The organism is Emticicia sp. GW821-FHT11C11 (assembly GCF_058808615.1).
The window spans coordinates 1,529,801-1,554,350 of the sequence record NZ_JBXARV010000001.1; the positions used below are offsets into that span (position 1 = coordinate 1,529,801).

Sequence of the window (24,550 nt, forward strand, 5' to 3'; positions counted from 1 at the left end):
GTATGTAAAACAAGATTTACTTTTAGCAGTAAATTTTGTTGAAGCAAATCTTTTTGTCAAAATTAGGGTTTTAAAGATTAAATGGCAAATTTGGGTTTATATTTGCGTTAGGATTTAGCCGATAGGGAGCATATAGTAATGGGATATTTTAGAGATATACAACTTGGAATAAAAACCACGGTAAAAGGCATGAGCCTTACGTTCCGGCATTTCCTGAATGCCCGGCATAGCAGGAAACCTATATCGGTACAAAACCCGGATTATTTCCTGCAGGACGTCGGAATAGCAACCCTGCAGTTTCCGCATGAGCTGATGGCAGTACCTGATAACGGACGATACCAGTTGGATTGTGAGATAGACGATTGCATTGTATGTGATAAATGTGCCAAGATTTGTCCGGTTGATTGCATTGATATTGAGCCTATTAAATCTTCGGAAATTATCAGTTATGCCTCTGACGGTTCGCCGATACGTTTATACGCAGCCAAATTTGATATCGACATGGCCAAGTGCTGTTTCTGCGGACTCTGCACCACTGTGTGCCCGACAGAATGCCTGACCATGACCAGCGAGTATGATTTCAGTGTGGTTGATATCACCCAGATGAATTTTGAATTTTCGAACCTGTCGCCACAGGCAGCTGACGAAAAGAGAAAATTATATGAACAGTTTGTAGCAGAGAAGGAAGCTTTAAAATCTGCACCTAAAGAGAAGGCACCTGCAGAACAGCCGCTCACGGACAAACCAAAACCGGCCTTTAAACCTGCTTTCAAACCAGTGATGAAGCCTGCCGTTGAAGATGAAAAAACGGTAGATAAAGAAAAGGCAAATGAGGAAACCCCGAAACCTGCATTTAAACCGGTAATGAAGAAACCGGCGGAAATTGAAAGAGAGGTAGAAGAAGAAACGACACCGGCAGAGGAAGCACCGAATCCTAAGCCGTCGTTCAAGCCTGTATTCAAAACAGCAGCAAAATCCGATACAATTGAGCCCGAAAAGATAGTTCCGGAGGAAACAGCGCCGATAGAAGAAGCGCCGAAGCCTAAGTCGTCGTTCAAACCTGTATTTAAAACGGCAGCAAAACCTGCTACGGTTGAACCTGAAAATATAGTTCCGGAAGAAACGGTACCAACAGAAGAAGCACAGAAGTCTAGACCGTCATTCAAACCTGTATTCAAAACGGCAGCGAAACCTGCTACGGTTGAACCTGAAAATATAGTTCCGGAAGGAGCAACACCGATAGAAGAAGCACCGAAGCCTAAGCCGTCGTTCAAACCTGTATTCAAAACAGCATCAAAACCTGCTATAGTTGAGCCTGAAAATATAGTTCCGGAGGAAACAACACCTGTAGAAGAAGCACCAAAGCTTGAATTTAAAAGCGAAGCCAAACCAACATTGTTTGAGCTTGGGGAAACCAAAGAAGAAAAAGCATCAAAGCCTAAGCCGGTTTCCAGACCTGTCGTTAAACCGGAAGCAAAGCAGATATCTCTTGAGTTTGGAAAAACAGCAGAGGAAGACGAAAAAAAGGAGGAAGAAGCCCCGAAGCCCAAGCCGGTTTTCAAGCCAACGATGAAAATTCAACCTAAAAAGCCAGAATAGTTAATTTGGAAGATATATCTAAAAATATTGATCAGCAATTGGTGTTGCAAATCTCATTCTTTGGTTTTGCGGTTGTCACTATAGGCGGGGCACTCTATTTATTATTTACAAAAAATGTACTCTACGCTGCTTTCAGCCTTTTGGTAACACTTTTAGGAGTGGCAGGTTTATATGTTTTTGCCGGAGCTGATTTTCTGGCCGTCAGCCAGATTATGATTTATGTCGGGGGAATCCTCATCCTGATGATTTTTGGTATCATGCTTACCAACAAGAAGAAAGAGCAGCAAACCAGTGGACAGCTAAATAAAATACTGGTGGGCCATCATAATCGCTTTTGGGTGGCAATAGTGGCCGGGCTACTGTTTCTGGGCTTTTTGAAAGTGATTTTTACCGCCAATTTTCATTTGATTAACAAACGGACTTTACAGGGAAGCACAGTCAATAAAATAGGAGTAGAACTGATGACCAATTATGTGCTGACATTTGAGGTGATAGGCTTACTTTTACTGGCTACACTGGTAGGGGCAGCCTATATTGCAAAAAAAGATAAAGTATAATCCTGAAACGGCTAATTCACTAGTCCGTAATTCACCATTCAGGATTGTTAAAGATAAATAGATGATTTATATTCAGAATTACCTCATTATTGGGGCAGTATTATTTTCGATTGGTTTGGCTGTAGCAGTAACCAAGCGTAATGCCATATTGGTATTGATGGGCATAGAACTGATGCTGAATGCAGTGAATCTGAATCTGGTTGCCTTTAGCCAATATGACCCTGATCGTTTGCAGGGACAGATGTTTGCTTTGTTTGTAATGGTGGTAGCTGCTGCTGAAATCACAGTAGCATTGGCAATAATTTTGAAAATATATGATTATTTCAAGAATATTGATTTAGACTCTGTGAGTGAATTAAAAAAGTAAAAAAGTATTTGACAAATATAAAGAGACTTGCTACCTTTGCAGTCCCAAATCGGGAATATGGCTGCGTAGCTCAACTGAATAGAGCGTCTCACTACGGATGAGAAGGCTAGGGGTTTGAATCCCTTCGCGGTCACAGAAGCAAAAAACGCCTTATAATCGTTCGATTATAAGGCGTTTTGCTTGATATATATTATAATAATATCAGACACCAATCATAACAAAACTTCGATTCTTCGTACAAGTCATAGCAAATAGATCCGGAAAGTTTTTGCTCCATTCCAACTCCTCCTTTTTTAAATTTTAATTTTTTTTTAATAAATTGCAGTGATTGGTAAATGTATAAATCCACTTTTCGTATTTCCAGTCAGACTATTACCGACTAAAGTGTGACTATATAATAGCCTTCTCAGATATTGAAGTGTTGCACTCTACTGCGCCCAAAGAAAAATTATTGAATCTACATATAAAAAATGAAAAAAGGTCTATTAACTTATGTACCCTGGAAACATGGTGCAATTAACATCGGTGATTATATACAGAGTTTAGCTGCTAAACAATTCTTAGGTGACATTGACCAATTTGTTTGCCGGGAAAATCTGAATACCTATGCCGGAGAGAAAATAAAACTCATTATGAATGGTTGGTTTACTCATGAACCACAAAACTGGCCACCTGGCAATGATATTGAGCCTTTTTTTGTCTCATTTCATTTAAATTCTACTGCTAGAAAAGAGTTGTTGATTCCTGAAAATATTCAGTATCTGAAAAAACATGAACCAATAGGCTGTAGAGATATAACAACCGCAGCGCTTTTAAAAGAGCACGGAATCGATTCATATTTTTCCGGTTGTCTTACACTCACTTTAGGAGATACATATAAGTCAGAAGAGAAAACTGATGAGATTTTATTTGTTGACCCATATTTTGAGGTAGAAAAAGATGTAGCCAACATGTTTAAGTATTTCAAAATTCTGCTTTCAAATTTTAAGGCTATCAGAAAAATAACAAATTCTTATTACAAAAAAAATGACCTGAAGTCCATGTTAAAAATGTCCGCTTTTTTTGATTCGTATAAAGCGATTTTTGACATCGAAACTTTAGAAAACGGAGTTTATATACAAAATCTGGCTTATGAATCAGATTTCTCCTCCGAGGAAGATAAATTCAGTTATGCTGATTATTTACTGAACAGATTTGCGAGAGCGAAATTAGTCGTTACTAATCGGATCCATTGTGCGTTACCTTCGATTTCGATGGAGACACCGGTAATATTTGTAGAAAACCTGAATCAATCTGAAAGTAGTTACTGCAGACTAGAGGGAATAAGGGAACTATTTAATGTTATTAATTATAATAAAGGAATATTAACAGCTGATTTTCCAATATCGGGGCAAAAGATAAACAGGAATAGTATAATAAAGAATAAGGGCAATTATCTTAAATTAAAGGAGAGGCTGGCGGAATCTTGCCGGAATTTTGTTAAATCAAAAAAGCAAATATTTTCCTAATCATTCACCGGTAGGCAAGTCGATTTCTGAATGGTTTTACGCATTTTTGAATTAGAGAGTACAATACTCCAGAACGAAGATAGGAGTAAACATCAAATGCTTACTCCTGCTTGAGATATATTAAATATATATAGGAAGACAAATTAAGGTTCAAAAATCAGTCGCTCATCCTTTTCAATTACCGGAATCTCCCTTACAAAATCATCGTACCCTGCCTCATCTTCATGGTTGCTATAGGCACCGTAGGCGTCTATTGTATAACCGATAGTGCCGTCTTTCGACTCAATGATATAAATAATTGATGATTCTGAAGGACTTGATTCTCCTTCAAAACGATATGTCTTAATAATTTGTAACTCTTCCGGTTTAAAATATGTATCAGAATCGGCAATATGGAATCCTTTGGTTGTCCAACGGAATTCCTTGTCCACGCCTTTCTTTCTTAATTTTTCCAGAATAGTCACCATTGTAGTCATTTCTGTACTTTTGTCCGAATATTCTTTTTTCGGTTCCATAGTAGTATCCATAGTCGTAAGATTTAATACCTGTCAATATACAATTGTTGTTCCTGCTAAAATCGATTAAAAAGGTATACCAATTGCGATAGAAAATACTCATGACCGGCAGTACTGTAGAAAATTTTACCGAATCGAACCAAATGAATTTCGAAAGTGTATCTAATAATACAATGCTCCTCATCTGACTACAACATTTGAATTAATAATTTCATGCGTACTACATATCTTAAACTGGTTGCAACCGTGTTTTTCTGGGGTTCTAATTTCGCAGCCGGAAAAATAGCCGTTCAGTCTTTCGGCCCGCAATCAACCGCTTTTTTGCGTTTTACTGTTGGAGCCACCATTTTAATGGCAATGCTTTATAAGCAGGAAGGTAAAGTGCCCCGGCTTAATGCCACGCAATGGAAATGGGCCGCTATATCAGGCCTTTTAGGTGTAGTGCTTTATAATCTTTGCTTCTTTATGGGTATTCAACACATGCCCACGGTTCGGGCATCGTTGATTATTGCTTTTGCACCCATTACCATCACACTCGGAAGTGCCATTTTCTTTGGCGAAAAAGTTACGTTTTTAAAATGGCTGGGTATTCTGATTTCCATAGCCGGAGCCATGCTTGTAATTGTAAGAGGCGACTTCAGTAATCTCTTGGCGCAAAGCACCTGGGGAATAGGTGAGTGGTTTATTCTGGGTGCTGTATTCTCATGGACAGCCTACACACTAACAGGAAAAATGGCATTGAAAACCATGCCTGCTTTGACTCTCAGCGCTTTTTCGGCTTTGATTGGTTGTGTAGTTTTAATTATCCCTGCCCTGCAGCATGATTTACTGGCACGTATGGCTACTGCCCAATGGCAGGCGTATGTATCTGTGGTGTATATGGGGGCTGCTGCCACAGCCTTAGGGTTTATCTGGTATTATGAGGCCGTTCGGTTAATAGGTGTTACCAAATCGGCAATTATTGGTAACCTGACTCCTGTATTTGCTGTATTGATTGCTGTTACATTTTTAGATGAAAAACTCACCATTCCTACACTCGCAGGTGGCGCTCTGGTCCTGTTGGGTATCTTGCTTACCAGCCGGAAATAAGATATTGACTGCGCAATGTTATGGTAATTTCACCCATATTGGGGTAAGCATTGGCCGGAATTTAGCCGATAACTTAGAGCGTTGTTTACATAAACTAAATGTCTGAGTCATACTTGTTTCTGATTCTGCAGCATTTTTAATCTGTATCGGACCTGCATTTGTGTGGCAGACAGGCTTTTTTATGTATTTTAGCATTCAGACATTAACCTTCATTTATCAGACTATGTTCAGAAAACTATTGAGTATCTGTATCATTATATGGGCAGTTAACGCTGCTGCTCAGCCGGGTCAATCTTCTAAATGGACTCCGGACGGAAACGGATACTATTCTGCCGAACAACAACAAATTGTAAAATTCGATTTGCTTACCCAGCAGGCACGTGTTATTATTAGTAAAGACTTGCTGACTCCTAAAGGGAGCATCACGCCCCTTGTTGTGAAAGATTTCAGCTTTACAGCCGACCAGAAAAAACTACTGATTTTTACAAACGCAAAGCGCGTGTGGCGATACGAAACCAGAGGTGACTACTGGGTGCTCGACCTGACAACCAAAGAACTTAAAAAACTGGGCGGCTCATTGCCTGAATCGTCACTGATGTTTGCCAAGATTTCCCCGGATGGTAAAAAAGCAGCCTATGTGAGCAAGAATAATATTTATGTAGAAGATTTGGCAGGAGGAAAACCAAAAGTGCTTACGTCAACCAATGGTACTAAAAAATTGATTAACGGTACCTTCGATTGGGTTTATGAGGAAGAATTTGATTGCAGAGACGGTTTCCGTTGGAGCCCCGACAGCAAGTCTATTGCCTACTGGCAGATTGATGCCAATACCGTCCGTGATTTTTATATGATGAATAATACCGATTCTACTTATTCATTTGTGGTACCTGTTGAGTACCCGAAAGTAGGAGAGGCGCCTTCTGCATGCAAAGTGGGTGTTGTGAATGTGCTGACAGCCAAAACAACCTGGATGAAAGTACCGGGTGACAGCCGCCAGAATTATATTCCACGAATGGACTGGGCAGGGAATTCGAACGAACTGATTCTGCAACAACTCAACCGCAAACAGAATCATAGCAAACTGATGTATGCCAATGCCTCAACGGGTGCCGTAAACGCATTTTATGAAGAGACAGACGAAGCATGGGTCGATATTACCTCTCACTGGACGGACGACAACCCTGCCGGATGGAACTGGTTGAGTAATGGCAAAGAATTTGTCTGGATAAGTGAAAAAGATGGCTGGCGACATCTGTTCAGGATAACAAGGGATGGAAAGAAAGAAACGCTAATCACTAAAGGAGACTATGATGTAATAACCCCGGAACAAATTGACGAGGCCGGAGGATATGTGTATTTCATAGCTTCTCCTGCCAATGCCACCCAAAAATATCTGTATCGTACAAAACTGGATGGTACCAGAGAAGCAGAGCGGATTTCCCCTGCCATTGAAGAAGGTACGCATTCGTATCAGATTTCGCCCAATGCCAGATTCGCCTACCATAGTTTTTCCAATTACTATACACCTACTGCCGTTGAATGGGTTACTTTACCTGAGCATCAACCATTGGACTCTAAAAATGATATCAGCAAAAAAATAGACCCTGAGCGTAAGAAAAAATCAAATGTTGAGTTTTTCAGGATAACAACCGAAGAGGGTGTTGAAATGGACGGATGGATGGCAAAACCTAAAAACTTTGACCCTTCTAAAAAGTATCCCATAGTGTTTATGGTTTACAGCGAACCGGCATCACAAACAGTTACTGATCGTTTTGGAGTAGGCCGTAACGCACTCTATAATGGTGATATGGCAGCAGACGGATACATTTATCTGTCTATCGATAACCGTGGTACTCCTGCGCCTAAAGGCCGGCTCTGGAGAAAATCTATCTACAGAAAGATAGGCGTATTAAACACGAGTGACCAGGCAATGGCTGCCAAAAAGATTTTGCAATGGCCATTTGTTGACAATGAACGTGTAGCTGTTCATGGTTGGAGCGGGGGAGGGTCTTGTACCCTGAATCTGCTTTTCCAATTTCCTGAAATTTACAAAACGGGTATTTCTGTAGCAGCAGTGGCCAATCAATTAAACTACGATAATATTTATCAGGAGCGATACATGGGCTTACCACAGGAAAACAAAGAAGATTTCATCAAGGGTTCCCCAGTTACTTATGCCAAAAACCTGATAGGGAATCTGCTGTATATCCACGGCACCGGTGATGATAACGTGCATTATCAAAATGCTGAGGTGTTGCTTAACGAACTCATTAAACACAATCGCCAGTTTCAGTTTATGCCTTATCCGAACCGCTCGCACGGTATTTATGAAGGCGCTGGAACCAGAGCGCATTTAAACACCATGTTTACTAATTATCTGAAGCAGCATTGTCCGCCCGGGGCAAGATGATATAGCTAAATACATCAAAAAAACCGCTTGGTTACAAGCGGTTTTTTTGATAATCAATATCTGTATTTTGATCCTTCCAAATCTAAAATAACAAGCTCTTTTCCATCGGCCTTTTTCAAGATAATCTTATCCCGCTCGAAAGGATTAATTCTTTGAATGATTTCAGAGTCTTTCGGTAAGTAAAAATTTGTCAGCTGAGCATCTACTGCCGAATACTCCGGCATTGCTTGTCCGCCGGGTGTAGGATCTTTGTAAGAACAGTAAATGACGGTATCACCTTTTGCATAAAGATTCTGGATTTTATCTGCGGCCAGTTTATAAGGATTTTCTTTGCGTGGTTCGCCGAAACTCATAAAATAACGCGGGGGATTATCGCGCCAGATGTTCGTCACGACGCGACCTACCAATAGCAGTTGTAAGCCCAGGAGCGCAAGCAGGATGTATTTGGTATTTGATTGTATCTGAAATATCTGCTTCACAAGAAATGCTGTCAGAATAATGCCAAATGCATATACATAGCCTATGTATCGTGGCATAATCCGGAAGGTATTGCCGTCCTGCAAGGCAAAAAGAATCAAAAAAATGAAAGGCAGAAACGTCAATAAAGAAAGGAACACTACTAATGAGTGATTAGCGTTATTCTTTTTGATCAGATAATTAATCAGAATGCCGAGTAGCACTATATTCATTGATACCACCGTAAACTGAAGTCTGGCTTTATCGTAAAGAAAGAGGTCGATTACTAATAAGGCACCGATAACAATTATCCTGATTCGGTCAGATGATATCCAACGGAAACAGGCGAGCCCGATAGCAGCACTTGTAATTGCTACAATAACATTTTTTATTCCAACTAAATATAAGTAGAGCCCTTCAACACTAATCAAAGTAGATAATACTACATAGCGCAGTTGTTTCAATATATTAGGCAGAGTAGCTACTGACAGATAATCGTCCGGCGAGGTTCGGGCCATGTAATTATAGGTTTTTACACTATTCTGCACATAGTCAAACAACCATCTGCCTCCGTCTGATTTAAGCCAGGCAACAACTCCCAAGGCCGGAATCAACATAGCCAGACTAAGACCAATCCATACTCTCAGCTGGCGAACGTAAATTAACACATAAAGCCCATGAATCAGAAAAATAGGAAACGCCGATATATGGCAAAGCTCACAGGCCAGTGCAGAAAGCCCATAAAAAAAATAGAGGGCATTGTTTCTGCGGTTGGTTTTTTCTCGTTCAATAATTATCAGAAATAAATGGGTAGCCAGCAAAGCGAAAAAAAACAGCATCGCGTAGTTACGGGCTATCTGAGAATAATTGATATAAAAAGGTGAAATGGCAGATAAAAAAGCTGCCAGTAATGCAAGATTGTTAGATTTGAAATGTGATTTGACGAAAACGAAAATCAGACCGACTGTAAGTAAATTGAATAGTAGAGATAAGAACCGGAGGTTGCCATCTTCAAGCCCTACTAATGCCGACCAGTAATGAAGAGAGTAAGTATACAGAGCTCCATTGCCGGTGTCGATACGAGCAATAGAGTCGAAGAAATCATGGATGTTTTTTTGAGACCAGAATTCTTTAGGGGTAAAATAGGGGCTGTCAGGTTTTCTGACAGAATTCCTTTGGTTATTTCCCTCATAACTCACAAACTGGCTTACAAAAAGCGAATATTTTTCATCTCCCGCCAGGCTGTATCTGCCTATATTATAGAAACGCAACAAAAAAGCAAGTACCATAATACCTGCTAATACGATGTACGTTGATTTTCGGGTTAAGATTTCCATAATATCAAGGTTACTATTGTATGGTTGTGTTGCAAATTGCTTTCAGGTCATGAATCGTCTGTGCAGGATCAGAAGAATTGAACACAAAACTACCAGCAACTAGCGCATCGGCTCCTGCTTCTACCAAAGCGCGTGCATTGGCTGTAGTTACCCCACCGTCTATTTCTATAATCGTATCAAGTCCACGTTCATCAGCCATTTTGCGAACTTTTTTTACCTTTTCGTACGTATGCTCAATAAATTTTTGTCCTCCAAAACCGGGGTTCACCGACATAATCAGTACCAGATCAATATCATGCAAAATATCTTCCAATACACTGACAGGAGTATGAGGATTAAGAGCAACGCCTGCCTTGCAACCTAAAGCTTTAATTTGCTGTAAATTGCGATGCAGGTGCGGGCAGGCCTCGTAATGTATAGTAATGATTTCTGCTCCCAGTTTTTTAAACGTTTCCACATATCTTTCCGGCTGAACGATCATCAGATGTACATCCAGAGGTTTTTTTGCATGGCGTTGAATGGCCTCTAATACGGGCATTCCGAAAGAGATATTCGGTACAAAAACGCCATCCATGATGTCAATATGAAACCAGTCTGCCGCCGAATTATTCAGCAATTCGGCATCTCTTTGTAAATTGGCAAAGTCTGCCGCCAAAACTGAGGGGGCTATAATCGTATTTTTCATACTGCAAAGGTAGGAGATTTTCCTTTAAAAACGCCCCGTAAAGAAAAGACTATTTGCCGCTGACATTCAATAAGAGCCCGTTTTTTGCAGAAAGCTGTAGAGTTTGTATCTTAAACGCAGGAAAATACTTAATTTTGTAAAAAATTACTTCATCTTATGGAACAAGCACTGCTTGACGAAATACCGTCATTAGATTTAGCTGATTTTACATCAGGCAACCCTGAGCGTAAGGCTAAATTTGTACAAGATATAGGAAACGCCTTTAATACAATTGGCTTTGTAGCGGTTAAAAATCATGGCCTTACTGAAGAGCTGAGAGGAAAACTCTATGATGCTGTTCAGAAGTTTTTCTATCAGGCTGATGAACTCAAAACAAAATATGAGTTTCCGGAGCTGGCGGGGCAGAGAGGCTATGTGGGTAAAGGAAAAGAAACAGCCAAAGGACATAACCGCCCTGATTTAAAGGAGTTTTATCATGTGGGTCAACCCATTGCAGAAGGCAATATGCCAAGCAATGTTTTCCCGACAGAGGTACCGGCATTTGAAACATATACGCTTGAAGTTTATAAAACTTTTGAAAGTACAGGCAAAACTTTATTGAGAGCCATTGCTCTTTATCTGGAGTTGCCGGAAGATTATTTTGAAGGAAAAGTAAGAAACGGCGACAGTATTCTGAGAGCCCTGCATTATTTTCCGATCGAGAATCCTGATGTTTTGCCTGAAGGAGCCGTACGTGCAGCGGCACATGGCGATATAAACCTGATTACCCTGTTGATGGGTGCTTCGGCTGAAGGGCTAGAAGTGTTGCGTTTAGATGGCAAATGGATTGCAGTAACGGCATTGCCTGACCAGATTATTATTAACGTGGGTGATATGCTAGATCGCCTCACTAATCATAAACTGAAGTCGACTATTCATAGAGTGGTGAATCCACCTCGTGAAAAAATGAAGACTTCGAGATTCTCTATTCCGTTTTTTATGCATGCCAGACCTGAAACAAACCTGACCTGTCTTGAAAGTTGCATTGATGAAAACAATCCGCGCCGTTATGAAAATATGACCGCCGGTGAGTTTCTGGACGAAAGATTGAGAGAGCTGGGATTGAAAAAATAAGGTTCGTAGTTAAAAAAAACCGGGTAGCACAGATAATATGGGTTTTCTGTGCTATTTTTATTTTATTTACTGAACAAAACCTCTCGTAGATTTTAATGCACAAAACCCGTCAGATTCGATACCTCATTTTTTTAAAAGATGTAATGATTCTTGCGCTCACTTGTTTTGGCGGGCCACAGGTGCATTTAACTATGTTTCTGGACAGGTTTGTGAAAAAAAGAAATTACCTGACAGAAGCTGAACTGCTGGAATTGCAATCTCTTTGTCAGATTCTGCCCGGGCCTACCTCTACTCAAACCATTACCGCTTTAGGATTCCGCCTGGGAGGTGCCAATCTTGCCTATGTTACTCTGTTTATCTGGGTACTGCCGGGAGCCATTCTGATGACACTCGCTGCTCTAGGCATTACGTATATTGAAAAAGGCCAATTAGCTAACCTGACCCGATTTATTAAGCCAATGGGTGTGGCATTTATTATTTTCGCTGCTTATTCAATAGGCATGAAAGTAATTAAAACGCAGGTAAGTGTATTGTTAATGATACTGGCTGCTATTGCCGGATACCTCTTTCCTTCTCCTTACATCACACCTATCTGGATATTACTCGGTGGCCTTGCTACTGCTTTAAAATTTAATGAGCATGAAAAAATGCAGAAGGAACCGATTCGTATACAATGGGGTAACTTCTTTTTATGGATTGGGGTGCTATTGTTTTCTGCCTCATTAGGTGCTATCACCCACTCTTTGCCTATTCGTTTATTTGAGAATTTTTATCGGAATGGGAGCCTTACTTTTGGAGGAGGCCATATTTTAAAGCCGCTTTTGTATAATGAGTTTGTGAAGTTCAAACATTATCTGACAGCCGATGAGTTTTTGTCGGGTCTGGCGATTGTAGAAGTAGCGCCGGGGCCGGTTTTTTCAATATCTTCTTTTGTAGGTACGCTGTCCATGCGTGACTGGGGCATTAGCGGAGAGTTATTGGGTAGTCTGGTATCAACCGTAGGTATTTTCCTGCCGGGTACTTTTCTGATATTCTTTGTGATTCGTTTCTGGGACCAGCTGAAGAAATACCGGGGTATCAGAGCATCTCTGGAAGGCATAAATGCCGCCAGCACCGGTTTAACGGCTGCGGCGGCATTTTCTTTGTCTCAACCTATGTATGTGGATTTAGTATCGGTTATGACAATTATTCTTACGCTCATTCTTCTCCAGACCCGCTTGATTCCTGCTTATTTAATTATTACAGGGGGCTTGCTTATGGGATGGATAAGCGCCTGAAGTGGTTGTGAAAGTTGTGATATTCTACAGTCTATTTAATGGCGAACCGGGCTGTGAGGGCTACATCGTCTAACCAAAGCCCCTGATAGCCAATCAGATTGATGGCCGGTTTCCAGTCAATACTTAAATTGAGCGGTATTTCTCTGAACGTATACTCCAGGCCTAATATACCGTCGGCACCTACAATTGCATGCGAATCGTCGTTATCAAACCAAGGGTTGCCATATTGAGCGCCATTACCCCAAACACCCACGTGCCCACCAACACCATAATACCATCTCCATCCTGCCGTTTGAAATGCAGGTGCATGAATCTCGTATAAACCTGTAATGTTAATTCCACGCCAGCGTGTATACACAATACCCTCTATCGATTTCCTCTCGGTCATATTGTGTTTTATACTCAAACCATACCCGTAGTTTAGTCGAAGACCGACACCTGTTTTATAATCAGATTGTGCCGAGGCTGTTGCCAGCGAGAAAATAACTAAACCGGTTAACAAAAATAATTTACGCATCATTGGTCTTAGTGAAATTAGTTAAAATAAAATGTTAGCGTATATAAACGTTAAAATCCTATTCCAATCTGCTATCAATTAGTTTTCATTGGCCATTGTATTGGTTTTGTAGAAATTCTTCAGAATTGCGGGGAAATAATTCTACAGCTACACCCTCTATATTACCGTTAACTGTATTAGTTGTAATTGGAATAAAGTTTTTATAGGATAGTTCAGCCGATGGGGCAAGTAACTGATAAGTAATTTTATTTAATAACAATTAACAAATCCACAATAAATGATTATGAAGCACGATGTACTTTATCATTTATTTTTAACTAATTCCTGATTTTATGAAAGTTTCAAAAATGTTTTTTAGCGCCGTGCTTATTGGTACAATAGGCTTTTTCCAGATGTCTTGCGAAGAATCCTCAAATGACCCGGATCCAAATTCGCCCAATGGCACAAATGGCACACTGAAAGTTAGTATTACTGATTCTCCCATTGATTCACCGGATGTAAAAGCTGTTTTTGTTACGGTAACCGAAATCAAAGTAGATGGAAAGACATTTGATGGTTTCAAAGGACCCAAAACCGTAAACGTATTAGAATTACAAAACGGGAACTCTCTTAACCTGGGAGACGGGAATTTCAATGCCGGTTCGTTTAGTAAAATAACGCTGGTATTAGATTACGAAAAAGATGCATCGGGGGCAACACCGGGGTGTTATGTTCAAAAAGCTGATAACGCCAAACAGAAACTGCAATTGAGTGGCAGCACTCAGAATGCGATAGAATTAACCGCGAAGAGTTTTGCAGTAGAAGGAGGAAAAACAACAGATTTAGTACTTGACTTCGACTTGAGAAAAGCGGTTAAATCTGAAACTTCAGGTAGCCAGACGAATTATTCTTTTGTAAGTTATGGCGAGATTCAATCGTCTGTTCGTACAGTAGAAACTAAGTCGTCAAGTGATATCAGCGGTAAAATTGATAATTATAACGCTTCCACTATGGGTAATGTGATAGTGTACGTATACAAAAAAGGTACTTATAACCAGGCTACTGAAACTCAGGGACAAGGTGAAAGCCAGATACAGTTCAAGAATGCCGTAACTAGTGCAAAGGTAGATGCCAATGGCAATTTTAAAGCAGCATTTATAGAACAAGGCGACTATGAAGTACACTGTGCGTCGTATAGCAAGCCAACAGGAGGGTTCTTCGGACTAAAGGCACTTTTAAATCTTCAGAGTAAAAACAATGTTGATATAAGCAGTATAGCTCTGAAATCTGACGCCGATGTAAGCCTTGTGATATCAGTTAATACACTATTAAATTTATAGAGTATCGCGTAACCCAAAAATATTGAAAACAAAATGTGTTGCATCGTTCGGAATATGGTAAACACATTTAACTTTAAATAGAGTTATGCTCTAGCATCAGGCCGCGTTAAGCGGCCTTTTTGTATTATAAAGCTATTATGATAAAGAAGATAATCGGAATAACGGTTATCTATATAGAAAGGAGTTTTTCAATCTTGGTGCTTTTTACAAGGTTCAGGGTTTTCGGGAAGAAAAGATGGAACCGGGAACCCTTGTTTAGTTCACCTTCTGCAAAAATAAAACCGTCATGATTCCCCATTACCCTTTTGCATATAGCCAGGCCAATGCCCGTTCCTTCATATTCCTGCCGGCCATGTAACCTCTGAAAAATGATAAATATTTTCTCAGCATAATTGGGCTCGAAGCCAATGCCGTTGTCCTGAAAACAGATGTGGTAGAAAGTGCTTTCTTCTCTGATACCCTCAATAAAGAAAATATCTTTTCCATGCATTTCTTCTGAAGATATTTCAATAATGGGGTTAACTCCGTTTCGGGCAAATTTAATAGAGTTACTCAGAAGATTAAAAAACAACTGTTTAATCTGAAACGGAATACCCATAATAACAGGTAGTTGTTCTGTGATAATCCTTGCCTTTTTCTCATCGATACTCAAAGAAAGATCATTTCCTACTTCTTCCAATAGTAGGTTCAGATCCATAACCTCCAACTCCTGGTCATGATGGTTGACAGTCCTTGAGAATGTCAACAAGTCATCAATCAGTAATTGCATGCGCTCGGCCGATTTCTCTATTTTATTGAGTGATTCCTGCCCGTCCTGATTAAGTGTTTCATAGTGCCTTTTTTGCAGCATACCACTGAAGGCACGGATTTTCCTTAATGGTTCTTTCAAATCATGCGAAGCCACATAGGCAAACTGTTCCAGTTCTGAATTAATGTGCTGCAGTTTGTCGAGGTTATTTTCCAACGCTTTCTGAAACTTAATACGCTTGCGGAGTTCGTAAATTAAAAAACCAAACGAAACAAGCAGGAGCAAAGCTGAGGAAGCCGACAACGCTATAATAAAGCTTGGAAGATGCCTGTCATTACTTATTTTGAGGGTATACTTATTGTTGAGAAATTGCTTTTCGGTAAGGAGGAAGAGATTCATCGTATTTCTTATCTCATCCATTTTGAGTTTGTCGTCTTTCAGATTTTCAGAGCTTATGGGTTCTCTTGCTCTGGCCAGCTTTACATTTGCTTCGGTAATTTTTACTTTGTCGGCAATCAGTTTTTTCAAATGGGTGAGTCTCTGGGTTTGGGCATCGTTGTGCTCTACCAGGTCTTCCAGCTCATTGATAATCTTACCTATAACCCTGTACGCATCATAGTAAGGATTCAGAAATATATTGCGTTGTGTCAGTAAATATCCTCTCGACCCCGCTTCCATATCTTTCATTCTTGAAATCAGCTCTTCTCCTTTCATCATCACCTGATAATTGCGCTCTATATCTTCCATATAAGCCAGTGTCTGATGTACTTTCACATAAGAAACAATAGTAAGTATCAGCAAAAGGATAATACAGGATATAAACGAAATCGTTACGTATCTGAACGGTTTGCGCATAAATGATTTCTGGTTTAGAAGCTACGTGTCGCTGGCTATTAGTCTTAAAAACGAAAAGGAGGAAACTTTAGTAAGTCAAAGTTAGAAATTCTCACATTCTTTTTCAGTTTAGGTGCTACAAAATTTAACTTCTACAATAACTTAATCGGAGCGGAAGGCCAAGCCTGAGTAATAAGTTCTACAATTTAGTTGATAAAACCCAGCAAAAGCCTTTTAGAATACATTGGTATGAAAATTTTCATTTTTTCATTAAAAATTGTTTTTGGAAGCATCCTACACAAATATTTACATATTATGGAACATTTAACAGATTCACGAAAAAGAGCTTTTACAGGTGTATTGGTTGGAGCTCTGACATTGGCAACTGCTTTTGGGGTATATCAGGCATATCGATCGAGTGAGCTATCAGATGATCGGGACAGATTTACGATTCAGACAGATTCATTAATGACTGTAAAGAAAAATCTTGAAGAGGAGATTGGCGGGCTGACAAAAGATTTAAACGATGAACGCGATGAAAACGCAGAATTGGTGAACAGAACTGAATATATAAACGGATTGCTCACTGAAAAGGAGAGAGTGTTGTCGCGACTGAATAAAGAAGCAACAGGTTTGAGAAGTCAGAATAAATCGAAAGACGAACAACTGGCTATTTTGAATAATCAGATTATAGAATTAAATGATGTAAAAGCCCTGATGGAAAGGAACCTGACTGATTTGCAGGCAGGTAATGCTAATCTGGTATCTGAAAATACAGAATGGAAAGTGAAATATGATGAATTACGAGCCCAACGTGAAGAACTGAACACGCATATTGCATCATTAAACAAGCGAATTGACGATATTATATATGATGCTCCGGCCGATAATTTTAAGGTTGAGGTTTTAAAACCCAATTCGAAAGTAACGGCGAAAGCTAAGAAAGCACATACATTGAAAGTTTCATTTGTAGTGCCTGAAATCATTAAAACCAACACAGAAAGTAAGCAGCTGTTGTATCTCACTATTCTGGATGATAAAAACGTTCCGGTGAAAGGTGCAGAGCGGGAAGTAAGTATTATGAATGGCGAGAAATTAATGCCGGTTGCTGTTCATGCGACTCAAATGGTTGACTTTTCGAAGAATCCGCAAAATACAACTTTTATGTTTGATGTAAAGGAGAAATTGAAACCCGGAATTTATAAAGCCTCGGTTTATTCTAATAATGATTATCTAGGAACTGTGGAGTTTAAAGTAAGAAATAGTTTCTTATTTTTCTGACATCCGCTTGATACCGGAAAAGAGACGATGAGTTCAGGCTTATCGTCTCTTTTGTTTTACACTTGTTAACTATTTGGACAATTGTGCGCAGGTGTTGTATATTTGTATTTTGCAAATGAGATTATGAATACAACAACGCTTGAAGATTTTTATAAAGAGGCGTCATTGGTTGTTCCGGAAGGTATCAACAAAGAGCTAGGACATTTTAATGTATTCAAATTGCATGAGCTCGTGGCTGCAGGCAATAAGCGTACGGTTATGCCTTATAATCGCAGAGCTTATTATAAAATAAGTTTAATCAGTGGCCGTAACAGAGCCGAATATGCCGATAAAGTAATTGATATTGAAAAGAATGCCCTGCTGTTTGCTACTCCTAAGATTCCCTATCACTGGTTACCGCAGGATGACAATCAACATGGACACTTCTGTATTTTTACTGCCGATTTCCTCACCCAAAGTAAAAGTGGAGTAGTGCTGGATGACCTTCCAATTTTCAGACCGGGTGGCTATCCGATTTTCCAATTATCGGATAAAATAGCAGATGATATTCTGCATGTATTCAATAAAATGTTTGATGAAATAGCATCAGACTATATCTACAAGTATGATCTGCTCCGAAATTATGTATTGGAACTGATACATTACGGGCAAAAACTACAGCCGCTGTCAGTTCTTCATCCGACTCACAATGCTTCGGCGCGGGTTTCTTCTTTGTTTATTGAGTTGCTCGAGAGGCAGTTCCCGATAGAATCTCCACATCAGAAACTTTCACTGCGCACGGCCAAAGATTATGCCGATCGGTTATCGGTGCATGTCAATCATCTCAATAAAGTACTAAAACAGAATACCGGAAAAACCACAACAGATATTATCAGTGGTCGCATTACACAAGAGGCCAAAATCCTTTTAAAGCAAACAGATTGGAATGTTTCTGAAATTGCTTATTCATTAGGATTTGACGAAATTGCGCATTTCTCTAACTTTTTCAGAAAACAGACCTCTTATTCTCCTCTTAATTTTCGTGTCTGAACCAATTGTTTGAATTTTGCAAATAGTGGATTGATACATATAAGTAAGACCACAGACCTGCGTTATACCTTTGTACCATTAATTTAAATGATAAATAAATGGCACAGACAAACAAAATAGCTTTAGTTACCGGAGGTAGCCGCGGTTTAGGAAAAAATATGGCATTTCACCTTGCCCAAAAGGGCATTGATGTAATTGTAACTTACAATAGCAAAAAAGAAGAAGCGCTTGAAACAGTAAAAGAAATAGAGGGGTTTGGCCGGAAAGCAGCAGCTTTACAATTGAATACCGGAGATGTTAAAAGCTTTGATGCCTTTTTTGAGGAGGTAAAGCTGGTTCTGAAAAATGAGTTCAAAGCTGAAAATTTTCATTTTTTAGTGAATAACGCAGGAATAGGCCTCCACGCATCATTTGCTGAAACCAGTGAAGAACAATTTGATGCCTTGATGAATATTCATTTTAAAGGCACGTTTTTTCTGACACAGAAGGCGCTGAATTGCATAGCAGATGGTGGTGGAATTGTTAATATCTCTACTGGGTTGGCACGTTTTTCTTTCCCGGGCTATGCGGCCTATGCTTCCATGAAAGGAGCTATTGAAACGCTAACGAAATATCAGGCAAAAGAACTGGGTGGCCGTAAAATAAGAGTAAATGTAGTAGCTCCCGGAGCTATTGAAACTGACTTTGGAGGTGGTACCGTAAGAGACAATGCCGATGTAAATGCACATATATCTTCTTTAACAGCCTTAGGACGAGTTGGCTTACCTGACGATATAGGAGGGGTAGTAGCATTTTTATGTACGGATGAGGCACAATGGATAAATGCACAAAGAATAGAGGTATCAGGAGGGATGATGCTTTAAAAATTATTGAGTCGTGCAAATTGTTGCACGACTCAATAATTTTTATCTATTCCCAGATTATCGTTTCTTTTCTGTTATACCAGGGCTCCAGTTGTGAAGCAAATTCTTTTTCAATATTGCCTCTTTTTATTTTCATGGTGGGTGTCAGTTTATTGTTCTCTACTGTCCACGGTTCTTTTAATATCACAATTCTGCGTACTTTCTCATAAGGTTTCAACGTAGGGTTAACCTCGTTCAGAGTGTCTTCCAGGCTTGTATTTACTTTTTCTTTTTCTTCGGCTTTCCCGATGTCTGATAATACCACCAGAGCAATGGGTTGTGGTAAATTATTTCCTGCTACGCATATTTGTTCTATCAGGTTGTTGTTAGCAAAGCCTGCTTCTATAGGTGCCGGAGCTACATATTCACCTTTCGATGTTTTGTACATTTCCTTTACCCGACCCGTAATTTTTAGATACCCTTCATTGTCTATTTCACCCACATCGCCCGTATGTATCCAAGCCTCAGAATCAATCGTGGCCGCTGTCATTTCAGGTTCACGGTAATACCCGTTCATATTCCAGGCGGAGCGCGTACATATCTCGTTCGTTTCCGGCATTAGCTTTATTTCCATACCCGGGTAAGGCTTCCCTATCGTTCCGTTTTTTATTTTTTCGCGTGGCATCATGGTTGCAATGCCCATGTTTTCAGTCATGCCATAGGCTTCCTGAATAATGATGTCCAGTTTTTTAAACCATTCAATTAACAGAACAGGCATGGGTGCAGCCGAAGCAAGAATGATAACAGCATCATTAAGGCCAAGCCCTTTGCGTATTTTTGTTTTAATAAGGTTATTGACAATAGGTATTTTTAACAGGATATTCAGTTTGCTTTGTGACAGTTTCGATAAAATACCCAACTGAAATTTTGTCCAGATACGTGGTACTGCCAGAAAATGAGTCGGGCTTGCTGCAACCAGGTTTTTAGAGAAACTTTCTACCGATTCAGCAAAATAAACCGAGGCTCCGGCAATAGTAGCCGCTGATTCTATGACAACCCGTTCGGCTACATGACATAGAGGCAGGTACGAGATGAATCTTGGATTAGGATGGTCTAATTTAGCATGCTGACGGGTGCTGTATACAGCGGCGGCTTTGGCTTTGTAGGTAACCATTACACCCTTCGGGTTGCCTGTAGTGCCTGAAGTATATATGATACTGAAAATATCATCCATAGCAGGAAGATAATTTTCTTCCTGAGGCGCATGATTGTTCAGGATGTCATTCCATTGTACATGGTGCGGTTGTGGATTATATGTAGGGAATGAGATGCATTTAACACCGGCAGGTATGCCCGCTTCAATACTTTGGGCGTTATCCATTTTACCGACGAAAAGAACCGCGCAGCCACTGTGAGTCATTACCTGATTCAATTGTTCTGCCGTAAGCGTGGCATAAAAAGGTACAGATATATGACCCGACATTACGATTGCAAAATCTGCGATCAGCCATTCGGCACAGTTTTTCGAAATAAGGCCTATATTACTTTTTTGAGGCAAATTTAATGATCGCAGATAAGCAGCGATTTTGCGTGCCTGCTGCCCGACTTCCTTCCATGAGAAATCTTTGTAGGTATCTCCAAAGGGTTGTTTCAGAAATACTTTATCCGGGTGAGTTTTTTCTCTGAAATATAGATATTCCAGAAAGGTTTTATCTGGTGAAAGTTCCATAGGAGCGTCAGGCGTTTAACAGGTTTTTGGTTAGGTAAATGTAAATAAAAATCGGAAATATTAAATAAATGATGGCTGGAACTGTCATTTAAAAAGCTCAATTGAAATACAATAGTTGGCCCCAAAAAACAAAAACAACATGAAACACAGTTGGATTCATGCTGTTTTAATTGGTATCAGGCTTTATAATCAGATATTTTCAAGGATACGCTCCATTGAAACCTCGTAGCCGATTTTCTCTTTCAATGCACTTACAGGTACTCGTTCCTGCTCCATTGTATCTCGGTAACGGATAGTAACCGTATCGTCTTCCATAGTCTGGTAATCTACCGCAATACAGTATGGAGTACCGATTAAGTCCTGACGGGTGTAGCGTTTACCAATAGCGCCGCCATCGTCGTATATTGTTCTGAACGAAGACTTAAGCGACTGTGTAATGGCTTCTGCTTTTTCTGCCAGTCCGTCTTTTTTCACCAAAGGCAGGATGGCGGCTTTAATAGGAGCCAAAGCCGGGTGCAATTTCAGATAAGTACGTTCTTTTTCGGTTTCTCCTTCGCCTACGGTTTCTCTCGTAAAGGCATTACAGAAAGTTGCCAGGAAGAGGCGGTCAGCACCTACTGAGGTTTCAACTACATAAGGAATATAATTGCCATAAGGCTTGCCATTGGCATCAAGATCGGCATCAAAGTATTGTTGTTTTTTCTTCGATAATTCCTGATGGTTGCGTAAGTCGAAATCAGTTCTTGAGTGGATACCCTCAATTTCACGGAATCCGAAAGGAAACTGAAACTCAATATCTACTGCGGCATTGGCATAGTGCGCCAGTTTTTCGTGGTCGTGGAATTTCAATTTCTCTGCGGGCAATCCAACTGCTTTATGGAATTTCAAACGGGTTTCTTTCCATTCTTTATACCATTCCATTTCTGTTCCGGGGCGAACAAAAAACTGCATTTCCATTTGTTCAAACTCACGCATACGGAAAGTAAACTGGCGGGCCACAATTTCATTTCTGAAAGCCTTACCAATCTGTGCAATGCCGAAAGGTACTTTCATACGGCCTGTTTTCTGCACGTTCAGAAAGTTAACAAAGATACCCTGTGCCGTTTCCGGACGCAGGTAAATCATGCTTGCATCTTCTGCAACCGAGCCTACCTGTGTAGAAAACATCAGGTTAAACTGACGTACTTCTGTCCAGTTAGCTGTTTTTGAAATAGGGCAAACTATGTTTTCGGCAATAATTAACTCACGTACACCTGTCAGGTCTTCAGCACCCAAAAGACGGCCCATTTCTGCCAATAATGCCTGTGCTTTTTCCGACTGACCTGCTGCTTCATATTCTTCTGCTTTGCCTTCCAACAACTGATCGGCGCGGTAGCGCTTCTTACTATCTTTGTTGTCGATCATCGGGTCGTTGAAACCGTCCACATGGCCGGAGGCCTTCCAGGTAAGCGGGTGCATGAAAATCGCGGCATCAATCCCCACAATGTTGTCGTGTAGTTGAGTCATGGCTTTCCACCATGCTGTTTTCAGGTTATTTTTTAGTTCTACACCATTCTGTCCGTAATCATAAACTGCCTGAAGCCCGTCATAGATTTCAGACGAAGGAAACACAAAGCCATATTCTTTGGCATGAGAGATAATATCTTGCAGTGAATTAGTTAGTGCTGGTTTGCTCATTTAATTATTTTAAATAGATTTATATCCTGATATTGAAAATCTTACAAAATTAGCGAAAACCTGACAAATACGTTAGTTATCTTGTTATTTTTGGAGTAATTTGTCTGTGACCACTATTTATGAACCGAATACTGAAATTCATCCGTGCTTCTCTGAGCATGTCTTCTGCTGAGGCCAAAGGAGTTTTAATGGCTTTTGCTATCATTATTGCTGCGCTATTCATGATGTATGCGGCTGATTACTTTTTTAGTCAGAAGGAGCAAAGGCTGGTTATTTCATCGCCAAAAGTACTTGATAGCCTGACCGTAGTACTCGATAATAAAGCCGCAGCGTATAGCAATAGCCGTGCGTACAAAACAGGGGCCTCCGACTCGAAAGGTAAGACCTATAAGTATTTTAATTTTAATCCTAATACGGCAACGGTTGCGCAACTGCAGGAACTGGGTTTACCCAGGTTCATTGCCGAACGTATAGAGAAATACAGAAGCAAAGGAGGGAAATTTCGTAAAAAAGAAGACCTGGCTAAAATATATGGATTGTACCCTGAAACCTATGAGCGTTTAGAACCTTATATTGATTTGCCTTCAGCAGAAGAGGCCTCTCTTAATACTTCGCTAACTGCGGCGGCAGCTCAGCCTATTGTTGCTGATAAAAATGAAACGCCGGCTAAAGAATTTAAGAAAGAAAATAAGCTTATCAGATTTGACTTGAATACTGCCGATACCACACAACTGAAAGCAATCAATGGCATTGGTTCAGGTTATGCCAAAAGGATTGTTAAGTTCAGAGATGCACTGGGCGGTTTTGCTAAAGCAGAGCAGGTAAAAGAAACGTACGGATTGCCACCTGAAACGGCCGATGAATTGTTGAAATATGGTTATGTTAACGGGAGTGTAAAAAAACTGAAGATTAATCAGTTGCCCGTAGCGGAGTTCAGACATTTGTATCTGAAATTTCATCAGGCAAAGGCTATTATTGCCTACCGCGAACAACACGGCAATTTTAAGTCGATAGATGATTTGCGCCAGGTAAAAGTTCTTGATGACGCCACTATTCAGAAAATAGAGCCATATATTGAGTTTTAAAAAGTAAAAGGGGCGTTAACCCCTTTTGTTATCTTGTGTTTTTGCAAATCTTTACCGATTCTTCAAACTTATTTACAATCTCTTTTACCAGGTGTTCGTCTTTTGTATGCAATGAGAAATTCGTTTTGCTCTCGTTGTCATCACCGCTTTTCAGATTAAAAGAACCACCTATGTTATGATTCCGGCCAAAGCCTAATTTCATCCTCATTCTGTCGGCAGGTACTATCATCTTCAACTGATATTCTCCACCGTCTTCTTTGGCGTAAGAAATTTTCTGTACGTCTTTCAGCAACCATGATATAGTCATACCGAAATTCAGGTCAGAATCTCTTGAGTCAACGTTCATGTTCATCTGGCAGCCTTTGAATTTGAATGAAGGTACGGCTTCGTTGTCATTAACTTTCAAGTTATGCCCCTCTTCTTCTTTTACCAGTCGGTCGAGCTGGTTGCTTAGCCATTTGGTATTTGATTCTAAACTTTGGGCAAAGGCAACATTTGAGCCCAATAAAATAATGGCAAGGAGTAATGATTGTAGCTTTTTCATAATGTTTTAGAGAATTTAATCTGTTAGTTTAT

Annotated in this window: 21 protein-coding genes and 1 tRNA gene; 14 read left to right on the plus strand and 8 right to left on the minus strand. The window is 40.0% G+C overall.

Annotation, left to right across the window (positions count from 1 at the left end; translation table 11 throughout):
• Window positions 1–189: 189 nt before the first annotated feature.
• The 5 genes from AC1RRY_RS06515 (at window position 190) to AC1RRY_RS06535 (ending at window position 4,031) form a co-directional block, all read left to right on the plus strand.
• Window positions 190–1,599, plus strand: coding sequence for a 4Fe-4S dicluster domain-containing protein (locus tag AC1RRY_RS06515; protein ID WP_492817228.1), 1,410 nt, complete (start codon window positions 190–192; stop codon window positions 1,597–1,599).
• Between the two features lie 5 nt (window positions 1,600–1,604).
• Complete coding sequence (locus AC1RRY_RS06520) at window positions 1,605–2,156, plus strand: NADH-quinone oxidoreductase subunit J family protein (protein WP_492817226.1); 552 nt, start codon at window positions 1,605–1,607, stop codon at window positions 2,154–2,156.
• Window positions 2,157–2,217: 61 nt separating this feature from the next.
• Window positions 2,218–2,523 carry an NADH-quinone oxidoreductase subunit NuoK gene (nuoK, locus tag AC1RRY_RS06525; protein ID WP_492817224.1) on the plus strand — a complete coding sequence of 102 codons (306 nt, stop codon included), beginning with the start codon at window positions 2,218–2,220 and terminating at the stop codon, window positions 2,521–2,523.
• A 59-nt stretch (window positions 2,524–2,582) separates the two neighbouring features.
• Window positions 2,583–2,656 (plus strand) — tRNA-Arg (locus AC1RRY_RS06530).
• A gap of 337 nt (window positions 2,657–2,993) precedes the next feature.
• Complete coding sequence (locus AC1RRY_RS06535; protein WP_492817222.1) at window positions 2,994–4,031, plus strand: polysaccharide pyruvyl transferase family protein; 1,038 nt, start codon at window positions 2,994–2,996, stop codon at window positions 4,029–4,031.
• A gap of 143 nt (window positions 4,032–4,174) precedes the next feature.
• Here AC1RRY_RS06535 and AC1RRY_RS06540 read toward each other — a convergent pair whose 3' ends face one another.
• The gene (locus AC1RRY_RS06540) at window positions 4,175–4,558 is read right to left on the minus strand and encodes a hypothetical protein (RefSeq protein ID WP_492817220.1); all 384 of its coding nucleotides are present in this window, start codon (window positions 4,556–4,558) and stop codon (window positions 4,175–4,177) included.
• Between the two features lie 201 nt (window positions 4,559–4,759).
• On the opposite strand from AC1RRY_RS06540, the gene AC1RRY_RS06545 reads away from it, so the two are divergent.
• Both AC1RRY_RS06545 and AC1RRY_RS06550 read left to right on the plus strand, forming a co-directional pair.
• Window positions 4,760–5,635 carry a DMT family transporter gene (locus AC1RRY_RS06545; RefSeq protein WP_492817218.1) on the plus strand — a complete coding sequence of 292 codons (876 nt, stop codon included), beginning with the start codon at window positions 4,760–4,762 and terminating at the stop codon, window positions 5,633–5,635.
• Between the two features lie 223 nt (window positions 5,636–5,858).
• Window positions 5,859–8,045 (plus strand): S9 family peptidase, encoded by a 2,187-nt coding sequence (locus AC1RRY_RS06550; protein ID WP_492819265.1) that lies wholly within the window; start codon window positions 5,859–5,861, stop codon window positions 8,043–8,045.
• Window positions 8,046–8,098: 53 nt separating this feature from the next.
• On the opposite strand, the gene AC1RRY_RS06555 is transcribed toward AC1RRY_RS06550, so the two are convergent.
• Window positions 8,099–9,838 carry a glycosyltransferase family 39 protein gene (locus tag AC1RRY_RS06555; RefSeq protein WP_492817216.1) on the minus strand — a complete coding sequence of 580 codons (1,740 nt, stop codon included), beginning with the start codon at window positions 9,836–9,838 and terminating at the stop codon, window positions 8,099–8,101.
• A 13-nt stretch (window positions 9,839–9,851) separates the two neighbouring features.
• Complete coding sequence (rpe, locus tag AC1RRY_RS06560) at window positions 9,852–10,523, minus strand: ribulose-phosphate 3-epimerase (RefSeq protein WP_492817214.1); 672 nt, start codon at window positions 10,521–10,523, stop codon at window positions 9,852–9,854.
• A 156-nt stretch (window positions 10,524–10,679) separates the two neighbouring features.
• Here rpe and AC1RRY_RS06565 point away from each other — a divergent pair, with 156 nt between their 5' ends.
• Window positions 10,680–11,636 (plus strand): isopenicillin N synthase family dioxygenase, encoded by a 957-nt coding sequence (locus tag AC1RRY_RS06565; RefSeq protein WP_492817212.1) that lies wholly within the window; start codon window positions 10,680–10,682, stop codon window positions 11,634–11,636.
• Window positions 11,637–11,731: 95 nt separating this feature from the next.
• Window positions 11,732–12,913, plus strand: coding sequence for a chromate efflux transporter (chrA, locus tag AC1RRY_RS06570; RefSeq protein ID WP_492817210.1), 1,182 nt, complete (start codon window positions 11,732–11,734; stop codon window positions 12,911–12,913).
• Between the two features lie 31 nt (window positions 12,914–12,944).
• Here the strand turns inward: chrA and AC1RRY_RS06575 are convergent, their stop codons facing one another.
• Complete coding sequence (locus AC1RRY_RS06575; RefSeq protein WP_492817208.1) at window positions 12,945–13,433, minus strand: hypothetical protein; 489 nt, start codon at window positions 13,431–13,433, stop codon at window positions 12,945–12,947.
• A 329-nt stretch (window positions 13,434–13,762) separates the two neighbouring features.
• Between AC1RRY_RS06575 and AC1RRY_RS06580 the strand changes: the two genes are divergently transcribed.
• Window positions 13,763–14,749 (plus strand): DUF4382 domain-containing protein, encoded by a 987-nt coding sequence (locus AC1RRY_RS06580; RefSeq protein WP_492817206.1) that lies wholly within the window; start codon window positions 13,763–13,765, stop codon window positions 14,747–14,749.
• A 169-nt stretch (window positions 14,750–14,918) separates the two neighbouring features.
• Here AC1RRY_RS06580 and AC1RRY_RS06585 read toward each other — a convergent pair whose 3' ends face one another.
• Window positions 14,919–16,352 carry a sensor histidine kinase gene (locus AC1RRY_RS06585; RefSeq protein WP_492817204.1) on the minus strand — a complete coding sequence of 478 codons (1,434 nt, stop codon included), beginning with the start codon at window positions 16,350–16,352 and terminating at the stop codon, window positions 14,919–14,921.
• A gap of 294 nt (window positions 16,353–16,646) precedes the next feature.
• Here AC1RRY_RS06585 and AC1RRY_RS06590 point away from each other — a divergent pair, with 294 nt between their 5' ends.
• The 3 genes from AC1RRY_RS06590 to AC1RRY_RS06600 all read left to right on the plus strand — a co-directional run bounded on the left by AC1RRY_RS06590 (window position 16,647) and on the right by AC1RRY_RS06600 (window position 19,504).
• Window positions 16,647–17,612 (plus strand): DUF8428 domain-containing protein, encoded by a 966-nt coding sequence (locus tag AC1RRY_RS06590; protein WP_492817202.1) that lies wholly within the window; start codon window positions 16,647–16,649, stop codon window positions 17,610–17,612.
• A gap of 123 nt (window positions 17,613–17,735) precedes the next feature.
• A complete protein-coding gene (locus AC1RRY_RS06595; RefSeq protein WP_492817200.1) occupies window positions 17,736–18,641 on the plus strand; it encodes a helix-turn-helix domain-containing protein in 906 nt (301 codons plus the stop codon).
• Between the two features lie 98 nt (window positions 18,642–18,739).
• On the plus strand, window positions 18,740–19,504 hold the full coding sequence (locus tag AC1RRY_RS06600; protein WP_492817198.1) for an SDR family NAD(P)-dependent oxidoreductase: 765 nt from the start codon (window positions 18,740–18,742) through the stop codon (window positions 19,502–19,504).
• A gap of 46 nt (window positions 19,505–19,550) precedes the next feature.
• On the opposite strand, the gene AC1RRY_RS06605 is transcribed toward AC1RRY_RS06600, so the two are convergent.
• Together AC1RRY_RS06605 and AC1RRY_RS06610 are read right to left on the minus strand one after the other, a co-directional pair.
• Window positions 19,551–21,212: an AMP-binding protein gene (locus tag AC1RRY_RS06605; RefSeq protein WP_492817196.1), complete on the minus strand. Its 1,662-nt coding sequence runs from the start codon at window positions 21,210–21,212 to the stop codon at window positions 19,551–19,553.
• A 189-nt stretch (window positions 21,213–21,401) separates the two neighbouring features.
• The gene (locus tag AC1RRY_RS06610; RefSeq protein WP_492817195.1) at window positions 21,402–22,889 is read right to left on the minus strand and encodes a glycine--tRNA ligase; all 1,488 of its coding nucleotides are present in this window, start codon (window positions 22,887–22,889) and stop codon (window positions 21,402–21,404) included.
• Window positions 22,890–23,008: 119 nt separating this feature from the next.
• Between AC1RRY_RS06610 and AC1RRY_RS06615 the strand changes: the two genes are divergently transcribed.
• Window positions 23,009–23,974 carry a ComEA family DNA-binding protein gene (locus AC1RRY_RS06615; protein ID WP_492817193.1) on the plus strand — a complete coding sequence of 322 codons (966 nt, stop codon included), beginning with the start codon at window positions 23,009–23,011 and terminating at the stop codon, window positions 23,972–23,974.
• A 28-nt stretch (window positions 23,975–24,002) separates the two neighbouring features.
• Here the strand turns inward: AC1RRY_RS06615 and AC1RRY_RS06620 are convergent, their stop codons facing one another.
• A complete protein-coding gene (locus AC1RRY_RS06620; protein ID WP_492817191.1) occupies window positions 24,003–24,518 on the minus strand; it encodes a hypothetical protein in 516 nt (171 codons plus the stop codon).
• Window positions 24,519–24,550: the final 32 nt, after the last annotated feature.

Coding starts and splice junctions, on each gene's coding strand:
- AC1RRY_RS06515 (WP_492817228.1), top strand. CDS start 190: ATGAGCCTTACGTTCCGGCATTTCCTGAATGCCCGGCATAGCAGGAAA.
- nuoK (WP_492817224.1), top strand. CDS start 2,218: ATGATTTATATTCAGAATTACCTCATTATTGGGGCAGTATTATTTTCG.
- AC1RRY_RS06535 (WP_492817222.1), top strand. CDS start 2,994: ATGAAAAAAGGTCTATTAACTTATGTACCCTGGAAACATGGTGCAATT.
- AC1RRY_RS06540 (WP_492817220.1), bottom strand. CDS start 4,558: ATGGATACTACTATGGAACCGAAAAAAGAATATTCGGACAAAAGTACA.
- AC1RRY_RS06545 (WP_492817218.1), top strand. CDS start 4,760: ATGCGTACTACATATCTTAAACTGGTTGCAACCGTGTTTTTCTGGGGT.
- AC1RRY_RS06550 (WP_492819265.1), top strand. CDS start 5,859: ATGTTCAGAAAACTATTGAGTATCTGTATCATTATATGGGCAGTTAAC.
- AC1RRY_RS06555 (WP_492817216.1), bottom strand. CDS start 9,838: ATGGAAATCTTAACCCGAAAATCAACGTACATCGTATTAGCAGGTATT.
- rpe (WP_492817214.1), bottom strand. CDS start 10,523: ATGAAAAATACGATTATAGCCCCCTCAGTTTTGGCGGCAGACTTTGCC.
- AC1RRY_RS06565 (WP_492817212.1), top strand. CDS start 10,680: ATGGAACAAGCACTGCTTGACGAAATACCGTCATTAGATTTAGCTGAT.
- chrA (WP_492817210.1), top strand. CDS start 11,732: ATGCACAAAACCCGTCAGATTCGATACCTCATTTTTTTAAAAGATGTA.
- AC1RRY_RS06575 (WP_492817208.1), bottom strand. CDS start 13,433: ATGATGCGTAAATTATTTTTGTTAACCGGTTTAGTTATTTTCTCGCTG.
- AC1RRY_RS06580 (WP_492817206.1), top strand. CDS start 13,763: ATGAAAGTTTCAAAAATGTTTTTTAGCGCCGTGCTTATTGGTACAATA.
- AC1RRY_RS06585 (WP_492817204.1), bottom strand. CDS start 16,352: ATGCGCAAACCGTTCAGATACGTAACGATTTCGTTTATATCCTGTATT.
- AC1RRY_RS06590 (WP_492817202.1), top strand. CDS start 16,647: ATGGAACATTTAACAGATTCACGAAAAAGAGCTTTTACAGGTGTATTG.
- AC1RRY_RS06595 (WP_492817200.1), top strand. CDS start 17,736: ATGAATACAACAACGCTTGAAGATTTTTATAAAGAGGCGTCATTGGTT.
- AC1RRY_RS06600 (WP_492817198.1), top strand. CDS start 18,740: ATGGCACAGACAAACAAAATAGCTTTAGTTACCGGAGGTAGCCGCGGT.
- AC1RRY_RS06605 (WP_492817196.1), bottom strand. CDS start 21,212: ATGGAACTTTCACCAGATAAAACCTTTCTGGAATATCTATATTTCAGA.
- AC1RRY_RS06610 (WP_492817195.1), bottom strand. CDS start 22,889: ATGAGCAAACCAGCACTAACTAATTCACTGCAAGATATTATCTCTCAT.
- AC1RRY_RS06615 (WP_492817193.1), top strand. CDS start 23,009: ATGAACCGAATACTGAAATTCATCCGTGCTTCTCTGAGCATGTCTTCT.
- AC1RRY_RS06620 (WP_492817191.1), bottom strand. CDS start 24,518: ATGAAAAAGCTACAATCATTACTCCTTGCCATTATTTTATTGGGCTCA.